Here is a 17532-nt window from a genome sequence, read left to right on the forward strand (position 1 = left end):
CTGAATCCCGTTGTATGTATTAAACCTCTTCGCCCGCCGCGCGCAGCCGGGCCCTGGCCCGCTTCGCCTCGATCGCCGCGTCGGCGTCCTCCTGGTTGGCCTCGATCGAGGCCTGAGCCCGGTCGAGAGCGTCTCGGGCGGCCGCGACGTCGACCTCGGAACCGAGCTCGGCGACCTCGGCGAGCACCGACACCTCATCATCGGCCACGGAGATGAACCCTCCGTGAACGGCCGCGACGAGCTCGGGCTCACCTTCCCGCTTGACGCGCAGCACGCCGCCCTCGACGAGGACGCCGAGCACGGGTGCGTGTTGCGGCATGATACCGATCTCGCCGTCAACGGTCTTGGCGATCACCATGTCGGCCTCGCCCGACCAGATCTCACGCTCGGGTGAGACAACCCCTACGCGTAGCTTCGCCACTTCAGCAGGTTCCTTTCCGATCAGGTAGCGGCACGGGCTCTCCCACCCGTGCCACTACCGTAGGGCGATCAGCGACGCTCGAGTTCCTTGGCCTTGGCCACGGCCTGGTCGATGCCGCCGACCATGAAGAACGCCTGCTCGGGCAGGTGGTCGTACTCGCCGGCGCACAGGCCCTTGAAGGAGGCGATCGTCTCGTCCAGCGGGACGTTCTCGCCCGGCTGGCCGGTGAACGCCTCGGCGGCGTACATCGGGTGCGACAGGAACCGCTCGATCCGGCGGGCCCGCTGCACGGTGACCTTGTCCTCTTCGGACAGCTCGTCGATACCGAGGATCGCGATGATGTCCTGGAGCTCGCGGTACTTCTGCAGGATCCGCTTGGTCTCCTGGGCCACCCGGTAGTGCTCCTCGCCCACGACCTGCGGGTCGAGGATCCGGGAGGTGGAGTCGAGCGGGTCCACCGCGGGGTAGATGCCCTTCTCCGAGATCGGCCGGGACAACACGGTCTGCGCGTCGAGGTGCGCGAACGCGTTGTGCGGGGCCGGGTCGGTGATGTCGTCGGCGGGCACGTAGATCGCCTGCATGGAGGTGATCGAGTGACCGCGCGTCGAGGTGATGCGCTCCTGGAGCACACCCATCTCGTCGGCCAGCGTCGGCTGGTAACCCACCGCGGACGGCATGCGGCCGAGGAGGGTGGAGACCTCCGAGCCCGCCTGCGTGAAGCGGAAGATGTTGTCGATGAACAGCAGCACGTCCTGCTTCTGCACGTCGCGGAAGTACTCCGCCATCGTCAGCGCGGACAGGGCCACCCGCAGACGGGTGCCCGGCGGCTCGTCCATCTGGCCGAAGACGAGAGCGGTGTCCTTGAGGACGTCCGCCTCATCCATCTCCAGCCAGAGGTCGTTGCCCTCACGGGTGCGCTCGCCGACGCCGGCGAACACCGAGGTGCCACCGAAGTTGCGGGCGACACGGCGGATCATCTCCTGGATGAGAACCGTCTTGCCCACACCGGCGCCACCGAACAGGCCGATCTTGCCACCCTGCACGTACGGGGTGAGCAGGTCGATGACCTTGATACCCGTGACCAGCATCTCGGTACGGGACTCGAGCTGGTCGAAGGGCGGGGACGGCCGGTGGATGCCCCACTTCTCGGTGATCTGGAGCGAAGCGGTCGGCACGTCGAGCGACTCGCCGAGCGTGTTCCACACGTGGCCCTTGACGATGTCGCCGACGGGCACCGAGATCGGGTGGCCCGAGTCGGTGACGGCCGTACCGCGGACCAGGCCGTCGGTGGGCTGCATGGAGATGGCGCGGACCAGGTTGTCACCCAGGTGCTGGGCGACCTCCATGGTCAGGGTCTTGGTCTCGCCGCCGAGGGTCACCTCGACGTTGAGCGCGTTGTAGATGTCGGGCATCGCCTCGACGGGGAACTCCACGTCGACGACGGGCCCCTTGACGCTGGCCACACGACCGGCACCGGCCGACGTGGGCTCAACAGTCTCAACAGCCTCTGCAGTCATTTCACTCTTTCCCCGCTGCGGCGTCAGCCAGCGCGTTGGCGCCACCGACGATCTCGCTGATTTCCTGGGTGATCTCGGCCTGGCGAGCCTGGTTCATCTGCATGGTGAACACGCGGATCAGCTCGTTGGCGTTGTCCGTGGCGGACTTCATGGCGCGGCGGCGCGCGGCCTCCTCCGAAGCAGCCGACTGCAGCAGCGCCGTGAAGATGCGGGACTCCACATAGCGCGGCAGCAGCGATTCGAGCACGTCGCCCGCGGTGGGCTCGAACTCGAAGTACGGCGGGATCGTCTCGCCGGCCGTCGCCTCGGTCTCCTCGACCTCCAGCGGCAGCACGCGCTTGACCACGACGTTCTGGGTCAGCATCGAGACGAACTCGGTCGAGACGATGTGGATCTCGTCGATCCCCGCCTCTTCCTTGAAGGAGTCGATCAGCGTCTGCGCGATCTCCTTGGCGTCGGCGTAGGCCGGCTTCCTGGAGAAGCCGACCCACTGGCCGCCCATCGTACGGTTGCGGAAGGTGTGCCAGGTGACACCCTTCCGGCCGGTGACGAACGGCACCACCGTCAGGCCACGGCTCTCCAGCAGCCCGCGCAGGGCCTCGGCCTCGCGCAGGACGTTGGCGTTGAAGCCGCCACAGAACCCGCTGTCGCTGGTGACGATGAGGACGCCCGCCTTGGCGGGGTTCTCCTTCGCCACGGTCAGCGGATGATCGACGCTGGCCGCGTTGCTGACGACGCCCGTGACGGCGCGAGTGATCTCACGCTCGTACGGCAGCGCCGCCTGCATCCGCATCTGCGCCTTCACGATCCGCGAGGAGGCGATGAGCTCCTGGGCGCGCGTGATCTTGGCGGTCGACTTGACCGACCTGATCCGCCGCCGCAGCAGCCTTAGCTGGGCACCCATGAGCTACTTCTCCGTCGCCGGACGGACGACCTTCTTGATCTTCTCCTGGCCGACCTCGTCGGCCTCGAGCGGCGCCACCGGCTCGTCCTTGACCAGGAGCTCACCCGAGGAGGTGGTGAAGCCCTTCTTGAACTCCGTGACGGCGTCCTTGAGGCTGGTCACCGCGTCGTCGGTCAGCTCGTTGGTCTCGCGGATGCTGTCGAAGATGCCCTTGTGGCTGCTCTGCAGGTAGTCGAGGAACTCCTGCTCGAAGCGGCGGATGTCCTCGATCGGAACCTCGTCGAGCTCACCCGTCGTGCCCGCCCACACCGACACGACCTGACGCTCCACGGAGAACGGCGAGTACTGCGGCTGGATGAGCAGCTCGGTCAGGCGCTGACCGCGCTCCAGCTGGGCGCGGGAGGCCGCGTCCAGGTCGGAGGCGAAGGCCGCGAAGGCCTCCAGGTCGCGGTACTGCGACAGCGACAGACGCAGCGTGCCGGCCACCTTGCGCATCGCCTTGATCTGCGCCGAGCCACCGACTCGGGAGACCGAGATACCGACGTTGATGGCAGGACGGATGCCGGCGTTGAAGTAGTCGGTCTCCAGGAAGATCTGGCCGTCGGTGATGGAGATGACGTTGGTCGGGATGAACGCCGACACGTCGTTGCCCTTCGTCTCGATGATCGGAAGACCGGTCATCGAGCCGCCGCCCATGTCGTTGGAGAGCTTGGCGCAGCGCTCCAGCAGGCGGGAGTGGAGGTAGAAGACGTCACCGGGGAACGCCTCGCGGCCCGGCGGGCGGCGAAGCAGCAGCGAGACGGCGCGGTAGGCGTCGGCCTGCTTGGTGAGGTCGTCGAAGATGATGAGGACGTGCTTGCCCTGGTACATCCAGTGCTGGCCGATGGCCGAACCGGTGTAGGGGGCGATGTACTTGTAACCGGCCGGGTCGGAGGCCGGGGCGGCGACGATCGTGGTGTACTCCAGGGCGCCGGCCTCTTCGAGACGGGAGCGCACCTGGGCGATCGTCGAGCCCTTCTGGCCGACCGCGACGTAGACGCAGCGCACCTGCTTCTCGGGGTCGCCCGAGAGCCAGTTGTCGCGCTGGTTGAGGATGGTGTCGACGGCCACGGCGGTCTTGCCCGTGCCACGGTCACCGATGATCAGCTGGCGCTGGCCGCGGCCGATCGGCGTCATGGCGTCGATCGCCTTGATGCCGGTCTGCAGCGGCTGCTTCACCGGCTGCCGCTGGACGACCGAGGGGGCCTGGAGTTCGAGGGCGCGCAGGCCCTCGGACTCGATCGCGCCCTTGCCGTCGAGGGGGTTGCCGAGCGGGTCGACCACACGGCCGAGGAAGTTGTCGCCGACCGGCACGGACAGGACCTCGCCCGTCCGGCGGACCGTCTGGCCTTCCTCGATCTTGCTGAAGTCGCCCAGGACCACGACGCCGATCTCTCGGGGGTCGAGGTTCAGGGCCAGGCCGCGCGTGCCGTCCTCGAACTCGAGCAGCTCGTTCGCCATCGCCGAGGGAAGGCCGGAGACATGGGCAATGCCGTCGCCGGCGTCGACGACGGTCCCGATCTCCTCGCGCGCGGCGCCTTCCGGTTCGTACGCCTGGACGAAGCGCTCAAGCGCGTCCCGGATCTCGTCCGGCCGGATCGTAAGCTCCGCCATCTCTACTCTGTCTCCCTATTCATTCGGCGCTCACTGCGCCTCAGCCGGCCAACCGGCGGCGGACTTCTTCAATTCGTCCCACGATCGTGGTGTCGATGATCTCGTCGCCGATGCGGACCGAGAACCCACCGAGCACTCGCTTGTCCACCTCGACGTTCAGGTGCACGTCGCGACCGTAGGAGGTGCGCAGCCAGTCGGCCAGTCGCTGCTTCTGCGCGTCGGACAGCTCGACCGCGCTGCGCACGACCGCCACCAGGCGCTGGCGCTGCTGGGCCACGAGCTGGCCGAACCCCTCCAAGCCCGTCTCCAGGCTACGCCCTCGCGGGTGCACCGCCAGCTGCGTGATCAGGCGCTGGCTGGTGGGGGCGACCTTGCCACCGAGCAGGTCGCTCAGCAGCTGCCGCTTGCCCTCCGCGGGCGCGGCCGCGTCGGCGAGCGCGCGTCGGAGGTCGGGGTTGGCGGCGACGATGCGGCCGAAGCGGAAGAGCTCGTCCTCCACGTCGTCGAGCCTGGACTGGCCCTCCGCCTCGGCGGCCGCGGCGACGACGCCGAGCCGTTCGAGCGAGTCGGCCAGGTCACCCGCGCGCGACCACCGGACCGAGACCGCGGCCTCGGTCGTGGCGATGGCCGCCTCGGAGACCTTGCCGCCGAGCAGGGCGCGGATGGTGCCCGCCTTCTGCTCGGCGGGCCTGGCCGGGTCGGACAGCGCGCGGCGCAGGCCGTGCTCGCGGTCGAGCAGATCCGCGACGGCGAACAACTCGTCGGAGAGCGCGCCGAGGTCGGCGCTGCCCGCGACCGCGTTGAAGCGCTCCTCGACCTCTGCCAACGAGGTCCTGCTCAGACCTCTCATTAGCGCACCGCCTGCGCGTTGCTGCTCTCGAGCTCGTCGAGGAACCTGTCCACGATCCGGCTCTGGCGGACCTCGTCCTCGAGGGACTCGCCGACGATGCGGCCGGCCAGCTCGGTGGACAGACGGCCGATCTCCGTGCGGAGCTGCGCGAACGCGGCGGCGCGGTCGGCCTCGATCTGGGCGTGCGCGGCCTCGACGAGACGACGGGCCTCGGCCTGCGCCTCCTCGCGGAGCTCCGCCTTGATCTGCGCGGCCTGCTCGCGAGCCTCTTCGCGGAGCCGGCCGGCCTCGCGGCGGGCCTCCTCGAGCTGCTGCGCGTACTGCCGCTGCAGGTTCTGCGCCTCGGCCTGGGCCTCCTCGGCCCTCTTGATGCCACCCTCGATCGCGTCGGTCCGCTCGGCCAGCGTCTTCTGGATACGCGGTACGAGAATCTTGCCGACGACGAGGAGAACGACGAGGAACGAGAAGATACCGACGACGAGCTCGAACGTGTGCGGAAGGAGCGGGTTCGCACCCTCCTCCTGCGCGAGGAGCGTAGCTGCCTTAATCATGGGTGCAGCCTTTCGTCAGGGATTCTTCTGGTCTTAGATGGCCTGGAAAATGAACGGCGCGACCAGACCGATCAGGGCGAGGGCCTCGGTGAGGACGAAGCCGAGGAGCATGTTCTGGCGGATCAGGCCGTAAGCCTCGGGCTGACGCGCGATGGCCTGCACGCCCTGACCGAAGATGATGCCGACGCCGATGCCGGGGCCGATGGCGGCGAGACCGTAACCGATGGCGGTGACGTTGCCGGAGACCTCAGCGAGAACGCTCATTGCTATTTCCTTTACTGGACGGCCGGTGAAGGGAGTCCCACCGGTCATGGATATTCCGGTATGTGGTTCTCAGTGATCCGGGTGCAGCGCGCCGCCGATGTACATCGCCGCCAGCATCGCGAACAGGAACGCCTGCAGGAACTGGATGAACATCTCGAACCCGGTCAGGATGATCGTCATGAGCACGCCCACCACGCCGACGGGTGCGCCCAAGGGCGTCAGCTTCTCGAACAGGAACCAGAAGCCGACCATGCTGAAGAACGCGAGCAGCATGTGACCGGCGAACATGTTCGCGAACAGTCGGACAGCGTGCGTGAACGGCGCGATGATCATGTTCGAGAGGAACTCGATCGGCGCCAGAAGGAAGTAGATCGGCTTGGGCAGGCCAGGCGGGAACATCATGTTCTTGAAGTAACCGATGCCGCCCTGGTGCTTGACGCCCAGGTAGACCTTGATCGCATAGACCGAGAGCGCGAGCACGGCCGGGAAGGCGATGTGCGAGGCCACCGGGAACTGCGCGAGCGGGATCACACCGAGGATGTTCCAGAACAGGACCAGGAAGAAGAGCGTGACCAGCAGGCCCATCCACCGATCGGCGTCCTTGCCGAGGAACGGCCGGGCGATCTGGTCGCGGACGAACATGTAGCCGTACTCGACGACGTTCTGGGTGCCCCTCGGCACGAGCTTCGGCTTGGCGAAGGCCACCCAGCACACGGCGATCACCACGAGCGCGCTGAGCATCGCCAGCAGCACCGGCTTGGTGAACCAGGTCACCCCGGGGATGATCGGCGTGAACGAATTGAACAGCTCATCGGGCGATGGCGCCCGGAAGTTGTCTTCGGGGGCGAGGACCGTCAGCGCAATCACGCGGCGTTCCCTTCAACGTCGTAGTGGATCACAAGGGTTTCCTCAGCGAGGCGATCGCTGCGTCGGGTTAGCGACCGAACTTCCGGTAGACCGCGTAGCCGCCGAGCACGACCCCAAGGACCACGCCTATGGGGAAGAACGCGGACATGTCGAGCCACCGGTCCAGCAACCACCCGAGACCGCCATAGACCGCCATCCCGGCGAGCAGATAGCTGGGGACTGACCACATGGCATCGGAGAAGTCGCGACCGTCGTGTTCCGGTCGGCGTTCCTGTGCGCTCATCGCGGCCCCGACGATAGCAGGCGAGTAGAGGACTAGTCATATCGGACCCCATCCCTTTACCTGCCTCATGAGTCACCCTTTCCGGGGACCGAGGCATCGGGGTCGACGTAGAGCATCTTGGTCTTCATGAACGCGCGGACCTCGAATCCGGTCCAGACAAGCGTGCACACGACCACGGACCACGCGAAGGCCTGGGTGTTCCAGACGGTGGTCTCACGGAAGGCGGAGAGCACCACCATGATGGCGACGACCTTGACGAGGTAGCTGACCATGGCCGCGATCGCCATCATCTGCGGGGAGACGCGGGCGGCATAGGAGACCGCTACCACGCTGATGCTGAAGAAAACCCCGACGAGCAAGGTGCCGAGGGCCGCGCCGAGCGCTCCCTTGCCTCCCGCCAGGAGGAACGCCACGATGACCGCGACCACCCCGACCGCGAAGGTCGGAACAGCGGCGCTCTTGAGTACGCGCACGTCGTTGGCCTGCATCGGTGCTCCATCAGCATGTTGTCAAGCGAGCGTTTGCTACCTCCAGAACATGTGTGTCTGGAGGTCCCTGCTCGTGAAAGATATCACAAGCTCACGGAAGACCGCTTTTACCTGCCGTTTCTAGTTCCCGATCACGGACGACTCGGAAATGCAGGAATGACCGGTTTGCCCTCGGCGCTCGCGCGTTCCTGCGCCGAAGGGCCGCCCTGCGGCGGCATCTGCCGCCTGACCTCGGTCTCCGGGCCGATCGGCGGCATCGGGCCGGTGGGCGGGCCGTCGTCGTCGGGCTGCTTGTTGCGCGTCGCGGCGTGCGCGCCGCCCCTCCCCCGCCAGCGCGGCGCCGCCATCAGCACCAGCACCGCCAGCGCCAGCACGATGACCACGACGAACAGCAGCACCGGCACGCCCTCGCGCGACATCGCCACCATGCCGAAGGCGAACAGGAACGCCCACGCGTACATGATCAGCACCGAACGGCGGTGCGAGTGGCCGATGTCCAGCAGCCGGTGGTGCAGGTGACCACGGTCGGGCGCGAACGGCGACATGCCGTGGGACGTGCGCCGGACCACGGCGGTGATCAGGTCGATCAGCGGCAGGACCAGCACCGCCGCCGGCAGCATCAGCGGCAGCAGCACCGGGACCTTGTTCATGTCCTCGATGGCGGCCGGGTCGAGCGGCGTCACCGTGACGATCGAGGAGGCGAGCACCAGCCCGATCAGCATCGCCCCGGTGTCGCCCATGAAGATCTTGGCCGGATGGAAGTTGTGCGGCAGGAAGCCCAGGCACGTGCCGATGAGCACGGCCGCGATGGCCGCCGTGGTGGTGATGTTCCCCACGCTCATGCTCTGGGCCAGCAGGATCGAGTACGCCCACGTGGCCATGGCGGCGATGCACACGATGCCGGCCGCGAGCCCGTCGAGGCCGTCGACGAAGTTCACGGCGTTGATGGTGACCACCACGATCATGATGGTGATGATCGTGCTCAGCGTGTAGTCGAGGCTGGTGGAGCCGCCCCAGTCCTTCGGCAGCGGGATGTAGAGCAGCCGCAGGTCGAAGTAGACCAGCACGCCCGCCGCCGCGATCTGCCCGCCGAGCTTGATGAAGGCGTCCATGCCCCACCAGTCGTCGAGGAAGCCGGTGAGCGTGATCAGGCCGCCCGCGACGATCAACGCGGTGACCGCCCTGCCGTCGGACTCCGACAGCGCCTCGCCGGTGTGTTTCAGCTGGCTGGCGACCAGCAGGCCGACCACCAGGCCGCCGTACATGGCCAGGCCGCCGAGCCTCGGCGTCGGCGTGGTGTGCACGTCGCGCTCACGGACCTCGGGCATGGCGCCGATGCGGATGGCGAAGCGGCGCACCAGCGGCACCAGCAGATACGTCACCGCTGCCGAGATGAGCGCCATGAACAGGTATTCGCGCACGGACCTAGTTTCCCGGATGCTCCGGCCAGCTGTGACCGGAAACCGACACAGACCAGCTTAATATTCGCTGAGATATGGCCGATGGATGGCGAGAAGCGCCGCCACTCTTTCCCTGACCTCGGGCGCGACGGCCGGTTCGCGCACGGCCGTCGACAGCAGACTTCCCACCTCTTTCATCTCCCGCGGGCCCATGCCCTGCGTGGTCACGCACGCCGTGCCCACCCGTATCCCGGAGGTGACGGCCGCCGGCTCCGGATCGTACGGGATGACGTTGCGGTTGAGCGTGATGCCGGCGGCCGCGCAGCGCCGTTCGGCCTCGGCGCCCGAGACGCCCAGCTCACGCAGGTCGATCAGGGCCAGGTGGGTGTCCGTCCCGCCCGTGACCGGACGCATGCCCTCCCCGTCCAGCGCGTCGGCCAGCGTGCGGGCGTTGGCGACGACGCGCCCCGCGTACTCGGCGAACTCCGGCCGCAGCGCCTCCCCGAACGCCACCGCCTTGGCCGCCACCGCGTGCATCAGCGGCCCGCCCTGCACGAACGGGAACACCGCCCGGTCGATCTTGCCCGCCAGCTCCTCCGTGCACAGGATCGCGCCGCCGCGCGGCCCGCGCAGCACCTTGTGCGTGGTCAGCGTCACGACGTCCGCGTACGGCACCGCCGACGGGATCACCCCGCCCGCCATCAGCCCGATCGGGTGCGCCACGTCGGCCAGCAACCACGCGCCCACCTCGTCGGCGATGCCGCGGAAGACCGAGAAGTCGATCAACCTCGGGTACGCCGTCGCGCCGCACACGATGACCTTGGGCCGGTGTCGCAGCGCCAGGTCCCGCACCTCGTCGTGGTCGATGAGCTCGGTGTCGCGCCGCACGCCGTAGGAGACGACGTCGAACCATCGTCCCGAGAAGTTCATCTTCGAGCCGTGCGTGAGGTGGCCGCCGTGCGGGAGCGCCATGGCGAGCATGGTGTCGCCGGGCTGGAGCAGGGCGGCGTAGGCGGCCAGGTTGGCGCTGGCGCCGGAATGCGGCTGGACGTTGGCGTGCTCGGCCCCGAACAGCCTGCGCGCCCGCTCCACCGCCAGGCGTTCGGCCCGGTCGACGACCTCGCAGCCACCGTAGTAGCGCCTGCCGGGGTAGCCCTCGGCGTACTTGTTGGTGAGGGTGGAACCCAGGGCGGCCATGACCGCGGGGGAGGTGAAGTTCTCGCCGGCGATCAGCTGGATGCCGGCGCGTTCCCGTTCGAGCTCGTCGAGCAGCACCTGCGCCAGCTCCGGATCCTGCCGCCGCAACCGCCCGAAGTCGGGCCCGTAGTACGGCTCCCCACCCATTTCTCCACTGTACGACCGCATGTCCGTTTTGCCCAGGTAACCGTCCCGGGAGGGCCGCCGCCCGCGAATGCCAGAGGACCGCGACCCCGCAGCTCAGGGACCGCGGAGGTCAGGGACCGCGGAGGTCAGGGGAAGGCGTGTGGTGCGCCGGTCTGGCTGGGGATCCACCTCGGGGTGTCGTCGGCCTCGTCACTGATCGCGGTGAGCACGGCGTGACGGTAGAGGGCCAGCTTGGACCGCCATTCCCGGATGTCCTGCACATAACGATCGCCGACCGGCGCGTCCCAGGTCTGCGGGCTCTTGGCCAGCGCGTACGCCTTGTCGAGGGCCGTGCTGAGCTTCTCCAGCATGGGCAGGACGGTGTTCCAGGCGGTGACGAGACGTTCGTAGTCGGGGTTGAACTCGTAGGCCAGCGGCTGGTTGTCCAGCGGGCCCGCGGCGGTGACGGGCGGCATCTCGTCCCTGCTCCTGGGCCTGGGGGCGGGCGGGTCGACGTACATCACACGCTCCTTCCCGACGTCCCGGGATCGACCTCACCCGATGGACCGTCCGGCCTGATGTCCCTGGGCGCCCACTCACCCTTGCCGTACTCACCGGGCGGAACCTCCACGGAGGGCATGTCGAGCGGCTGAACGTCGCGAACGTCGTCGATCAACGTCCTGATCGCCTCCGGCCCGGCCGCGGACACATCCACAGCCACAACCCCGTCCCCCTCACTCACCCACCCTCCACCGACGCCCCTACCGTCCAAACCCTGTGCCCCACCATCGCCACGACTCCCGACACCATGCCCCCCGGCGTCGTGAACGGCCGCACCGCGCCCCCCGGCATCGCCACTACCAGCCGATACGTCTCCTCCACCAGATACGGCCGCCCCTCCCCCAGGCGCCGTAGGCGGAATCCGCACCCCAGCAGAACCGTCACCACGCCCAGCCCCACCACCGTCCGCACCGGCCCGACCGGCGTCCGCCGCACCACCGTCAGCGCGACCGGCATCGACCCCGCCAGCACCGGTTCCTACATCGGCGCGCCCACCACCCGTGCCCCCATCGGCACGCCCGCCCTCGCCGTAACCGCCACCGACGTCACGACCACCATTCGCGGCACCGCCCTCAGCACGTCCGCCATGCGCGCCGCCATCAGCACGCCCGTCCCCGGTGCCACTACCGGCATCACGGCTGCCGTCGGCGGTGCCCGCGTCTGTGCGGTTGCCGTTCGTGGCCTTGTCGTCGGCGCAGGCGGCGCCGTCGGTACGGCCGGTGTCGGTAACACCGCCGTCAGAGCGGCCGTTGTCGCTGATCGCGCCACCGCCGGAGCCGTCGGCTCGGCCTGTGCCGGTGTCCGTGTGGCCATTTGCGCCGTCGGCCCGGCCGGTGTCGCCGATGGGCTGGGTGCCAGTACCTGTAGTGGCGTCGGAGCGGGTTCCGGTGGAGGAGGTGCCATCGGTGTGAGTGCCGTGGGCGTTGCCCGCGTCACCTTGGGTGCCGTTGTGGGAGGTCGTGTCGCCGGCGGTGCCGAAGTGGGCGCCCGTGCCCTCTGACGTGCCGTAGGGGTGGCCGGTGGCGGTTGCGGTGCCGTGGTGGTGGCCGGTGGTGCCTGAGGTGGTGGTCGAGGGGTCGGTGCCGCCCTCTCCTGCCGGCACCGACAGCCCTTCGCCTCCGCCCGTCGTCGCCGCGGCGCCATCGGCGTGCACGGTCGGCATGTCGATGGGCTGCACGTTGTCGACGTTCTTGAGCAGGGACTCCAGTTGTTCGGCCGTGGGCGGGTCGATGGGGACCTGGAGGACCTTCACGCCGTCGACCACCACGACCTGGGGCTTGTGCGGGTCGTCCGGCTGGTCCTTCGCGGGGACGTCGGCCGTGCCGGTGTCGGCCTCTGCGCCCCGGTCGCGCCTGCTGTCCTGGTCGGCGGCCTTGGGGTCGTCGGCGGCCGGGGTGTCGCCGGTCCGGCCGTCGCTGCGTCCGTCCGTGCGGTCGCCGGTCCGCTCACCGGTCCGGTCGTCGGTCCTGGTGTCGTTTCCGCTGGTCCCGGTGTCCTTGTCGGCGCCGTCGCACGCCTTCCCGTCCCCGTCGGCCTTGGCACCGTCGTCGCCGGTCGTGCTGTCGGGGTCCTTCGGCGTCGCCGGGTCCGTCGGCTTGGGGTCGTGGTCCTTCGACGCGGGCGGATCCGTCGGCTTGGGGTCGTGGTCCCTCGACGCAGGCGGGTCCGTCGGCTTGGGGTCGTGGTCTTTCGGTGCGGGTGGGTCCGTGGGCTTGGTGTCGGGAGTTTTCGGGGGTGGCTCGGTGGGTTTCGGGTCGTGGTCCTTCGGGGTGGAGGGGTGGGTGGGCTTCGGGTCGGCGGGGTTTTCGGGGGTGGCGGGGTTCGTGTGCTTGGGCGGGTCGTCGGCGCGGGGGTTGCCGTACTTGTCGTCGCGGGTGCCCCGCGACTCCTTGGGCTCGTCGGCCGTGCCGCCGCCGCCCGTCTTCGACGTGTCGCCCAGCTTCCCGTCGGCGCGCTTCTCCAGTACGGCCAGCCGCGTGTTGACGTCCTTGACCATGTGATCGGCGGAGTCGGCCACCTGGACCGGACGGTGAGTGCTCCGCGCGGACAGCCCGGCACGGCTGAGCACCGCCCTGACCTGGTCCTCGGCCGTGCGCAGCGTCGAGGACGCGTGCTTGACCTCGGTCAGCAGGTCACGGACCAGCTGCGGATCCATGCCGTCGAACTTGCCCATGGGCCACTCCCGGACGTGTCGCCGTTCCGGGACTCACGGTAACCGCGGCCGTGGCATCGCCGCAGCCGGGATAAAAAGACGGTATACGTCAGTCGTCGGTGGCGACGTAGCCGATGATGCCGCGCAGCTTCTCGACGGGGATCGCGCCGCGGCGCAACATCCGGGGCACCGCCGTGGTGAGGTCGAGGATGGTCGAGGGCGTGTTGTCGGTGGTCTTGCCGCCGTCGAGGTAGACCGCGACCGAGTCGCCGAGCTGCTCCTCGGCCTCCTCCGCCGTCGTCGCCGCGGGGGCGCCGGAGCGGTTGGCGCTGGAGACGGCCATCGGGCCGGTCTCCTTGAGCAGGTCGAGGGCGACCGGGTGGAGCGGCATGCGGACGGCGACCGTGCCCTTGGTGTCACCCAGGTCCCAGGAAAGGGCCCTGTTGGCCCTGCAGACCAGCGTGAGCGGCCCGGGCCAGAAGGCGTCGATGAGATCCTGCCCGTAGGGCCCGAGGTCGTCCACGAGCGCTGTGGCGGCTCTGACGGTGCCCACGAGCACGGGCGGCGGCATGTCGCGGCCGCGCCCCTTGGCGTCGAGCAGCGCGGTGACGGCCGGCGGCATGAACGCGTCGGCGCCGATGCCGTAGACGGTGTCGGTCGGCAGCACGACCAGCTCGCCGCGGCGCACGGCGGTGGCGGCCTCGATCAGGCCCTCGGCGCGCTGGTCGAGGTCGGAGCAGTCAAAGCGTCTTCCCACGGCGTGCATCCTAGTCCTGGCCGAGTCTGGCCGTGACGAAGCGGTCCCTTCGGGTGAGGTCCTGGCGCAGGCGGACGTCGCGCCAGCCGTTGTCCTCGGGGAAGGTCAGATAGACGGCCCTGCCCTGCTCGTCGGCGTGTTCGACGGCCACCCAGCCGCCGGGTCGCAGCAGGCGGCGGGCGGTGCGTTCGACCGCGCGCACCTCGCCGAGGCCGTCGTCGCCGGAGCCGTACAGGGCCCTGGAGGGGTCGTAGTCGCGGACCTCGGGGTCGCGCGGGATGGCGCCGGGCGGGATGTACGGCGGGTTGGAGATCACCAGGTCGACCTTGCCGTTGAGCTCGGGAAGGGCTTCGGCGAGGTCTTCCGGGTGCAGGTGCGTACGCCCCTGGCCCAGCTCGGAGATGTTGCGCTTGGCCCAGGTGTAGGCCGCGGGGTCGACCTCGACGGCGTGCACCTCGGCGAGCGCGACCTCCTGGGCGATCGACAGCGCGATGGCCCCCGAGCCGGTGCCGAGGTCGACGACGAGCGGCGCCGTCACGTCCATGGCGCGCAGGGTCTCGATCGCCCACCCGGCCATGACCTCGGTCTCCGGCCGCGGCACGAACACGCCGGGGCCGACCGCGAGTTCCAGGTAGCGGAAGTAGGCGTGGCCGGTGATGTGCTGCAGCGGCTCACGCGCCTCGCGCCGGGCGATGCCCTCCCAGAACAGCGCGTCGAAGTCGGAGTCCTTGACCGTGTGGAGCTCGCTCCTGCGCACGCCGTGGACGAACGCCGCGATCTCCTCCGCGTCGGTGCGCGGCGAAGGCACACCTGCCTCGGCGAGCCGGGCGGTGGCGAGAGCGATCTCGTCCAGCAGAAATGTCATGAGTGTTGTGCGAGCTTCTCCGCCATCTCGGCGTCGATGAGTGCCTGGGTGACGGCGTTGAGCTCGCCGTCGAGAACCTGGTCGAGGTTATACGCCTTGAAGCCTACGCGGTGGTCGGAAATCCGGTTCTCGGGAAAGTTGTACGTGCGGATGCGCTCGGAACGGTCGACCGTCCGCACCTGCGACTTGCGCTCGGCCTGCGCCGCGGCGTCGGCCTGCTCCTGGGCCACGGCCAGCAGGCGGGCACGCAGGATGCGCATCGCCGACTCCTTGTTCTGGAGCTGGCTCTTCTCGTTCTGGCAGGAGACGACCACGCCCGTGGGCAGGTGGGTGATGCGCACGGCCGAGTCGGTCGTGTTGACGCTCTGGCCACCGGGACCGCTGGAGCGGTAGACGTCGATGCGCAGGTCGTTGGGGTCGACCTGGACGTCGACCTCCTCCGCCTCCGGGTAGACCAGCACACCCGCGGCGCTGGTGTGGATGCGGCCCTGGGACTCGGTGACGGGCACCCGCTGCACGCGGTGGACGCCGCCCTCGAACTTGAGCCTGGACCACACGCCCTCGTCGCCCTTGGCCTTGATGCCGACCGTGACGTCTTTGTAGCCGCCGAGGTCGGAGGGCTGGGTGTCGATGATCTCGGTCTTCCAGCCGAGGCGCTCGGCGTAGCGCAGGTACATCCGCAGCAGGTCGCCGGCGAACAGCGCGGACTCCTCGCCGCCCTCGCCCGCCTTGATCTCCATGATGATGTCTTTGTCATCGTTGGGGTCGCGCGGGATGAGCAGGTGCTTGAGCTTCTCCTCAAGCTGCGGGATGCGCTCCTCGATCTCGGCCGCCTCGGCCGCGAACGCCTCGTCCTCGCCGGCCAGTTCCTTGGCCGCCGTCAGGTCCTCGCGGGCCGCGTCGAGCTCCCGGTAGGTGGTGACGACCGGGGTGAGCTGGCTGTAGCGCCGGCCGAGTGTGCGGGCCTTGTTCTGGTCGGCGTGCACGGCGGGGTCGGCAAGCTGCAGCTCCAGCTCGGAATACTCCTTGAGCAACTCGTCGAGGTTCACCGTGGGTCCTTCAGTGGGTTGAATGCCGTTTCACCAACAACGCCGACCCGGCGCACGTGGTGCGGCCGGGTCGGCGTCGGTGAAGCTACTTGCCCGTGGCCTTCTTGCCGAAGCGCTTCTCGAAGCGAGCCACCCGGCCGCCGGTGTCGAGGATCTTCTGCTTGCCCGTGTAGAACGGGTGGCAGGCCGAGCACACGTCGGCGTGGATGACGCCGTTCTTCGCGGTGCTGCGGGTCGTGAACGTGTTACCGCAGGAGCAGGAGACCTGCGTCACGTGGTAATCGGGGTGGATGTCGGGCTTCATGGCTGTCCTTTCGGGCTGCGGCCGCCGGGTCGCCTTCACGCATGGCGTGAACCGGAACCGCAAAATGGTCAGCTACCAGTGTGCCAGATCGTGCAACCTGCCCAGGCCATGGGGCATTCCCGCGATCTTCATGACGCGGCCACACGCGCCACACTAGGCTCCCTCGCACAAACCATCACTTTTCCCACAAATGGGACTTAGCCAAAGGATCATCCAACTGATGAAGAGAAGGGTGCGGCTGCTCCTCGCGGCCGCCACGGGGGCCGCCGTTCTCCTCGGAGGCGCCGGTCTCTCGGCCACCGGCGCGTCGGCCTCGGCCTACGCGCTGGCGGACGACTTCGCGGGGGACGCGTCGGCGAGCGCGTACATCCCTCTGGAGAAGGACGTCGACGCCACCGTCACGCTCAGGCTGAAGAACCCGGGCACCGTCACCAGCGTGACCGGTTCCATCGAGCCGCCCGGCAAGTCGGCCAGGACGGTGTCGTTCGACTTCACGCCGAGCACCTCCACCACCACCCCGACCCCCACCCCGTCGCCGGCGACCGAGAAGACGGTCACCGGCAAGTGGACGATCACCAAGGACGACCCGGCGGGCGACTGGAAGCTCACTGTCAACGTCGCCCGCGGCGGCTCGAGCTACTCCACCCCGTTCACCGTCAAGGTCTCCGGCAAGCAGGGCATCTCCGGCGCGAACGTCACCCCCGACCCCGTCCAGCTCGTCAAGGGCAGGGACACCAAGGTCACGGTCGAGGCGTCGGTGAAGGACGCGGGCACGGTCTCGGCCAAGCTCGTCAGCGACACCACCAGCGAGTACTACGACCTCGGCGAGCTGGCCAAGGAGTCGGACAGCTACTACCGCGGCGTCACGTACTTCACCGACGACACCACCGAGGGCGACTGGACCCTTGAGGTGTACGCCACCCGCGGCGGCCAGACGCTCAAGGGCGAGGCGTCCTTCTCGGTCGTCGCCCCGACCGGCGGCGCGTCCAAGAAGGCCAAGACCAGGGTGACGATCTCGGCCCCGAACAAGGTCACCAAGGGCCGCGCGTTCAAGGTCTACGGCAAGGTCTACCGCGGCACGAAGGCGTACAAGAACAAGATCGTCGAGGTGTACTTCAAGACCAAGGGCACCAAGACGTACAAGTTCATGGGGTACGCCAAGGCCACCTCGACCGGCAAGTACAGCAAGACCTTCAAGGGCAAGAAGGACGGCTACTTCCAGGTCAAGGTGCCCGGCACGAGCAAGACGCGCACCTCCCTGTCGCCGCAGGAGTTCGTGGACGTGAGGTAGCGGGTACGGCCCGCATCCCCAACCCCGGGTGC

19 protein-coding genes are annotated in these 17532 nt (G+C 68.7%); 1 reads left to right on the forward strand and 18 read right to left on the reverse strand.

The window, feature by feature from the left end:
- Positions 1-19 precede the first annotated feature (19 nt).
- The 18 genes from ACNF49_RS49485 to rpmE all read right to left on the reverse strand — a co-directional run bounded on the left by ACNF49_RS49485 (position 20) and on the right by rpmE (position 16209).
- Complete coding sequence (locus ACNF49_RS49485) at positions 20-421, reverse strand: F0F1 ATP synthase subunit epsilon (protein WP_080042501.1); 402 nt, start codon at positions 419-421, stop codon at positions 20-22.
- A 68-nt stretch (positions 422-489) separates the two neighbouring features.
- Entirely contained in the window at positions 490-1938 is a 1449-nt protein-coding gene (gene atpD, locus ACNF49_RS49490) for a F0F1 ATP synthase subunit beta (RefSeq protein WP_482942011.1), read from the reverse strand.
- Between the two features lies 1 nt (position 1939).
- Positions 1940-2842: a F0F1 ATP synthase subunit gamma gene (locus tag ACNF49_RS49495; RefSeq protein ID WP_357971057.1), complete on the reverse strand. Its 903-nt coding sequence runs from the start codon at positions 2840-2842 to the stop codon at positions 1940-1942.
- 3 nt (positions 2843-2845) lie between these two features.
- The gene (atpA, locus tag ACNF49_RS49500; protein ID WP_482942012.1) at positions 2846-4495 is read right to left on the reverse strand and encodes a F0F1 ATP synthase subunit alpha; all 1650 of its coding nucleotides are present in this window, start codon (positions 4493-4495) and stop codon (positions 2846-2848) included.
- A 40-nt stretch (positions 4496-4535) separates the two neighbouring features.
- Entirely contained in the window at positions 4536-5345 is an 810-nt protein-coding gene (locus ACNF49_RS49505; RefSeq protein WP_482942013.1) for a F0F1 ATP synthase subunit delta, read from the reverse strand.
- On the reverse strand, positions 5345-5896 hold the full coding sequence (locus ACNF49_RS49510) for a F0F1 ATP synthase subunit B (protein ID WP_352320415.1): 552 nt from the start codon (positions 5894-5896) through the stop codon (positions 5345-5347). Before ACNF49_RS49510 ends, ACNF49_RS49505 begins: the two co-directional genes overlap by 1 nt.
- Positions 5897-5929: 33 nt before the next feature.
- Positions 5930-6160, reverse strand: a complete 231-nt coding sequence (gene atpE / locus ACNF49_RS49515) for an ATP synthase F0 subunit C (protein WP_132595523.1) — start codon at positions 6158-6160, stop codon at positions 5930-5932.
- Positions 6161-6229: 69 nt separating this feature from the next.
- A complete protein-coding gene (gene atpB / locus ACNF49_RS49520; protein ID WP_482942014.1) occupies positions 6230-7027 on the reverse strand; it encodes a F0F1 ATP synthase subunit A in 798 nt (265 codons plus the stop codon).
- A gap of 67 nt (positions 7028-7094) precedes the next feature.
- On the reverse strand, positions 7095-7310 hold the full coding sequence (locus ACNF49_RS49525) for an AtpZ/AtpI family protein (protein WP_229824207.1): 216 nt from the start codon (positions 7308-7310) through the stop codon (positions 7095-7097).
- 65 nt (positions 7311-7375) lie between these two features.
- Complete coding sequence (locus tag ACNF49_RS49530) at positions 7376-7798, reverse strand: Cg1360 family ATP-synthase-associated protein (protein WP_482942015.1); 423 nt, start codon at positions 7796-7798, stop codon at positions 7376-7378.
- Between the two features lie 131 nt (positions 7799-7929).
- The gene (locus ACNF49_RS49535; RefSeq protein WP_357971052.1) at positions 7930-9219 is read right to left on the reverse strand and encodes a glycosyltransferase family 4 protein; all 1290 of its coding nucleotides are present in this window, start codon (positions 9217-9219) and stop codon (positions 7930-7932) included.
- A 57-nt stretch (positions 9220-9276) separates the two neighbouring features.
- Positions 9277-10542, reverse strand: a complete 1266-nt coding sequence (gene glyA, locus ACNF49_RS49540) for a serine hydroxymethyltransferase (RefSeq protein WP_482942016.1) — start codon at positions 10540-10542, stop codon at positions 9277-9279.
- Between the two features lie 125 nt (positions 10543-10667).
- Positions 10668-11042: a hypothetical protein gene (locus ACNF49_RS49545; protein WP_357971050.1), complete on the reverse strand. Its 375-nt coding sequence runs from the start codon at positions 11040-11042 to the stop codon at positions 10668-10670.
- Complete coding sequence (locus ACNF49_RS49550) at positions 11042-13099, reverse strand: hypothetical protein (protein ID WP_498703620.1); 2058 nt, start codon at positions 13097-13099, stop codon at positions 11042-11044. Before ACNF49_RS49550 ends, ACNF49_RS49545 begins: the two co-directional genes overlap by 1 nt.
- 244 nt (positions 13100-13343) lie before the next feature.
- Positions 13344-13991: an L-threonylcarbamoyladenylate synthase gene (locus ACNF49_RS49555; protein ID WP_364324825.1), complete on the reverse strand. Its 648-nt coding sequence runs from the start codon at positions 13989-13991 to the stop codon at positions 13344-13346.
- Positions 13992-14001: 10 nt separating this feature from the next.
- Entirely contained in the window at positions 14002-14856 is an 855-nt protein-coding gene (prmC, locus tag ACNF49_RS49560; RefSeq protein ID WP_352320399.1) for a peptide chain release factor N(5)-glutamine methyltransferase, read from the reverse strand.
- Positions 14853-15905 carry a peptide chain release factor 1 gene (gene prfA, locus ACNF49_RS49565; protein ID WP_357971047.1) on the reverse strand — a complete coding sequence of 351 codons (1053 nt, stop codon included), beginning with the start codon at positions 15903-15905 and terminating at the stop codon, positions 14853-14855. The genes prmC and prfA overlap by 4 nt, the downstream gene beginning before the upstream one ends.
- A gap of 85 nt (positions 15906-15990) precedes the next feature.
- Positions 15991-16209 (reverse strand): 50S ribosomal protein L31, encoded by a 219-nt coding sequence (gene rpmE / locus ACNF49_RS49570; RefSeq protein ID WP_352320396.1) that lies wholly within the window; start codon positions 16207-16209, stop codon positions 15991-15993.
- A 220-nt stretch (positions 16210-16429) separates the two neighbouring features.
- Here rpmE and ACNF49_RS49575 point away from each other — a divergent pair, with 220 nt between their 5' ends.
- Entirely contained in the window at positions 16430-17500 is a 1071-nt protein-coding gene (locus ACNF49_RS49575; protein WP_357971046.1) for a hypothetical protein, read from the forward strand.
- Positions 17501-17532: the final 32 nt, after the last annotated feature.

This window comes from Actinomadura sp. ATCC 39365 (assembly GCF_054392275.1).

Excerpts from the sequence above, each read along its gene's own strand:
- prmC (WP_352320399.1), bottom strand. The coding sequence starts at position 14,856 with ATGACATTTCTGCTGGACGAGATCGCTCTCGCCACCGCCCGGCTCGCC.
- atpA (WP_482942012.1), bottom strand. The coding sequence starts at position 4,495 with ATGGCGGAGCTTACGATCCGGCCGGACGAGATCCGGGACGCGCTTGAG.
- ACNF49_RS49510 (WP_352320415.1), bottom strand. The coding sequence starts at position 5,896 with ATGATTAAGGCAGCTACGCTCCTCGCGCAGGAGGAGGGTGCGAACCCG.
- ACNF49_RS49505 (WP_482942013.1), bottom strand. The coding sequence starts at position 5,345 with ATGAGAGGTCTGAGCAGGACCTCGTTGGCAGAGGTCGAGGAGCGCTTC.
- glyA (WP_482942016.1), bottom strand. The coding sequence starts at position 10,542 with ATGGGTGGGGAGCCGTACTACGGGCCCGACTTCGGGCGGTTGCGGCGG.
- ACNF49_RS49575 (WP_357971046.1), top strand. The coding sequence starts at position 16,430 with ATGAAGAGAAGGGTGCGGCTGCTCCTCGCGGCCGCCACGGGGGCCGCC.
- ACNF49_RS49495 (WP_357971057.1), bottom strand. The coding sequence starts at position 2,842 with ATGGGTGCCCAGCTAAGGCTGCTGCGGCGGCGGATCAGGTCGGTCAAG.
- ACNF49_RS49545 (WP_357971050.1), bottom strand. The coding sequence starts at position 11,042 with ATGTACGTCGACCCGCCCGCCCCCAGGCCCAGGAGCAGGGACGAGATG.
- ACNF49_RS49525 (WP_229824207.1), bottom strand. The coding sequence starts at position 7,310 with ATGAGCGCACAGGAACGCCGACCGGAACACGACGGTCGCGACTTCTCC.
- atpD (WP_482942011.1), bottom strand. The coding sequence starts at position 1,938 with ATGACTGCAGAGGCTGTTGAGACTGTTGAGCCCACGTCGGCCGGTGCC.
- atpE (WP_132595523.1), bottom strand. The coding sequence starts at position 6,160 with ATGAGCGTTCTCGCTGAGGTCTCCGGCAACGTCACCGCCATCGGTTAC.
- ACNF49_RS49530 (WP_482942015.1), bottom strand. The coding sequence starts at position 7,798 with ATGCAGGCCAACGACGTGCGCGTACTCAAGAGCGCCGCTGTTCCGACC.
- rpmE (WP_352320396.1), bottom strand. The coding sequence starts at position 16,209 with ATGAAGCCCGACATCCACCCCGATTACCACGTGACGCAGGTCTCCTGC.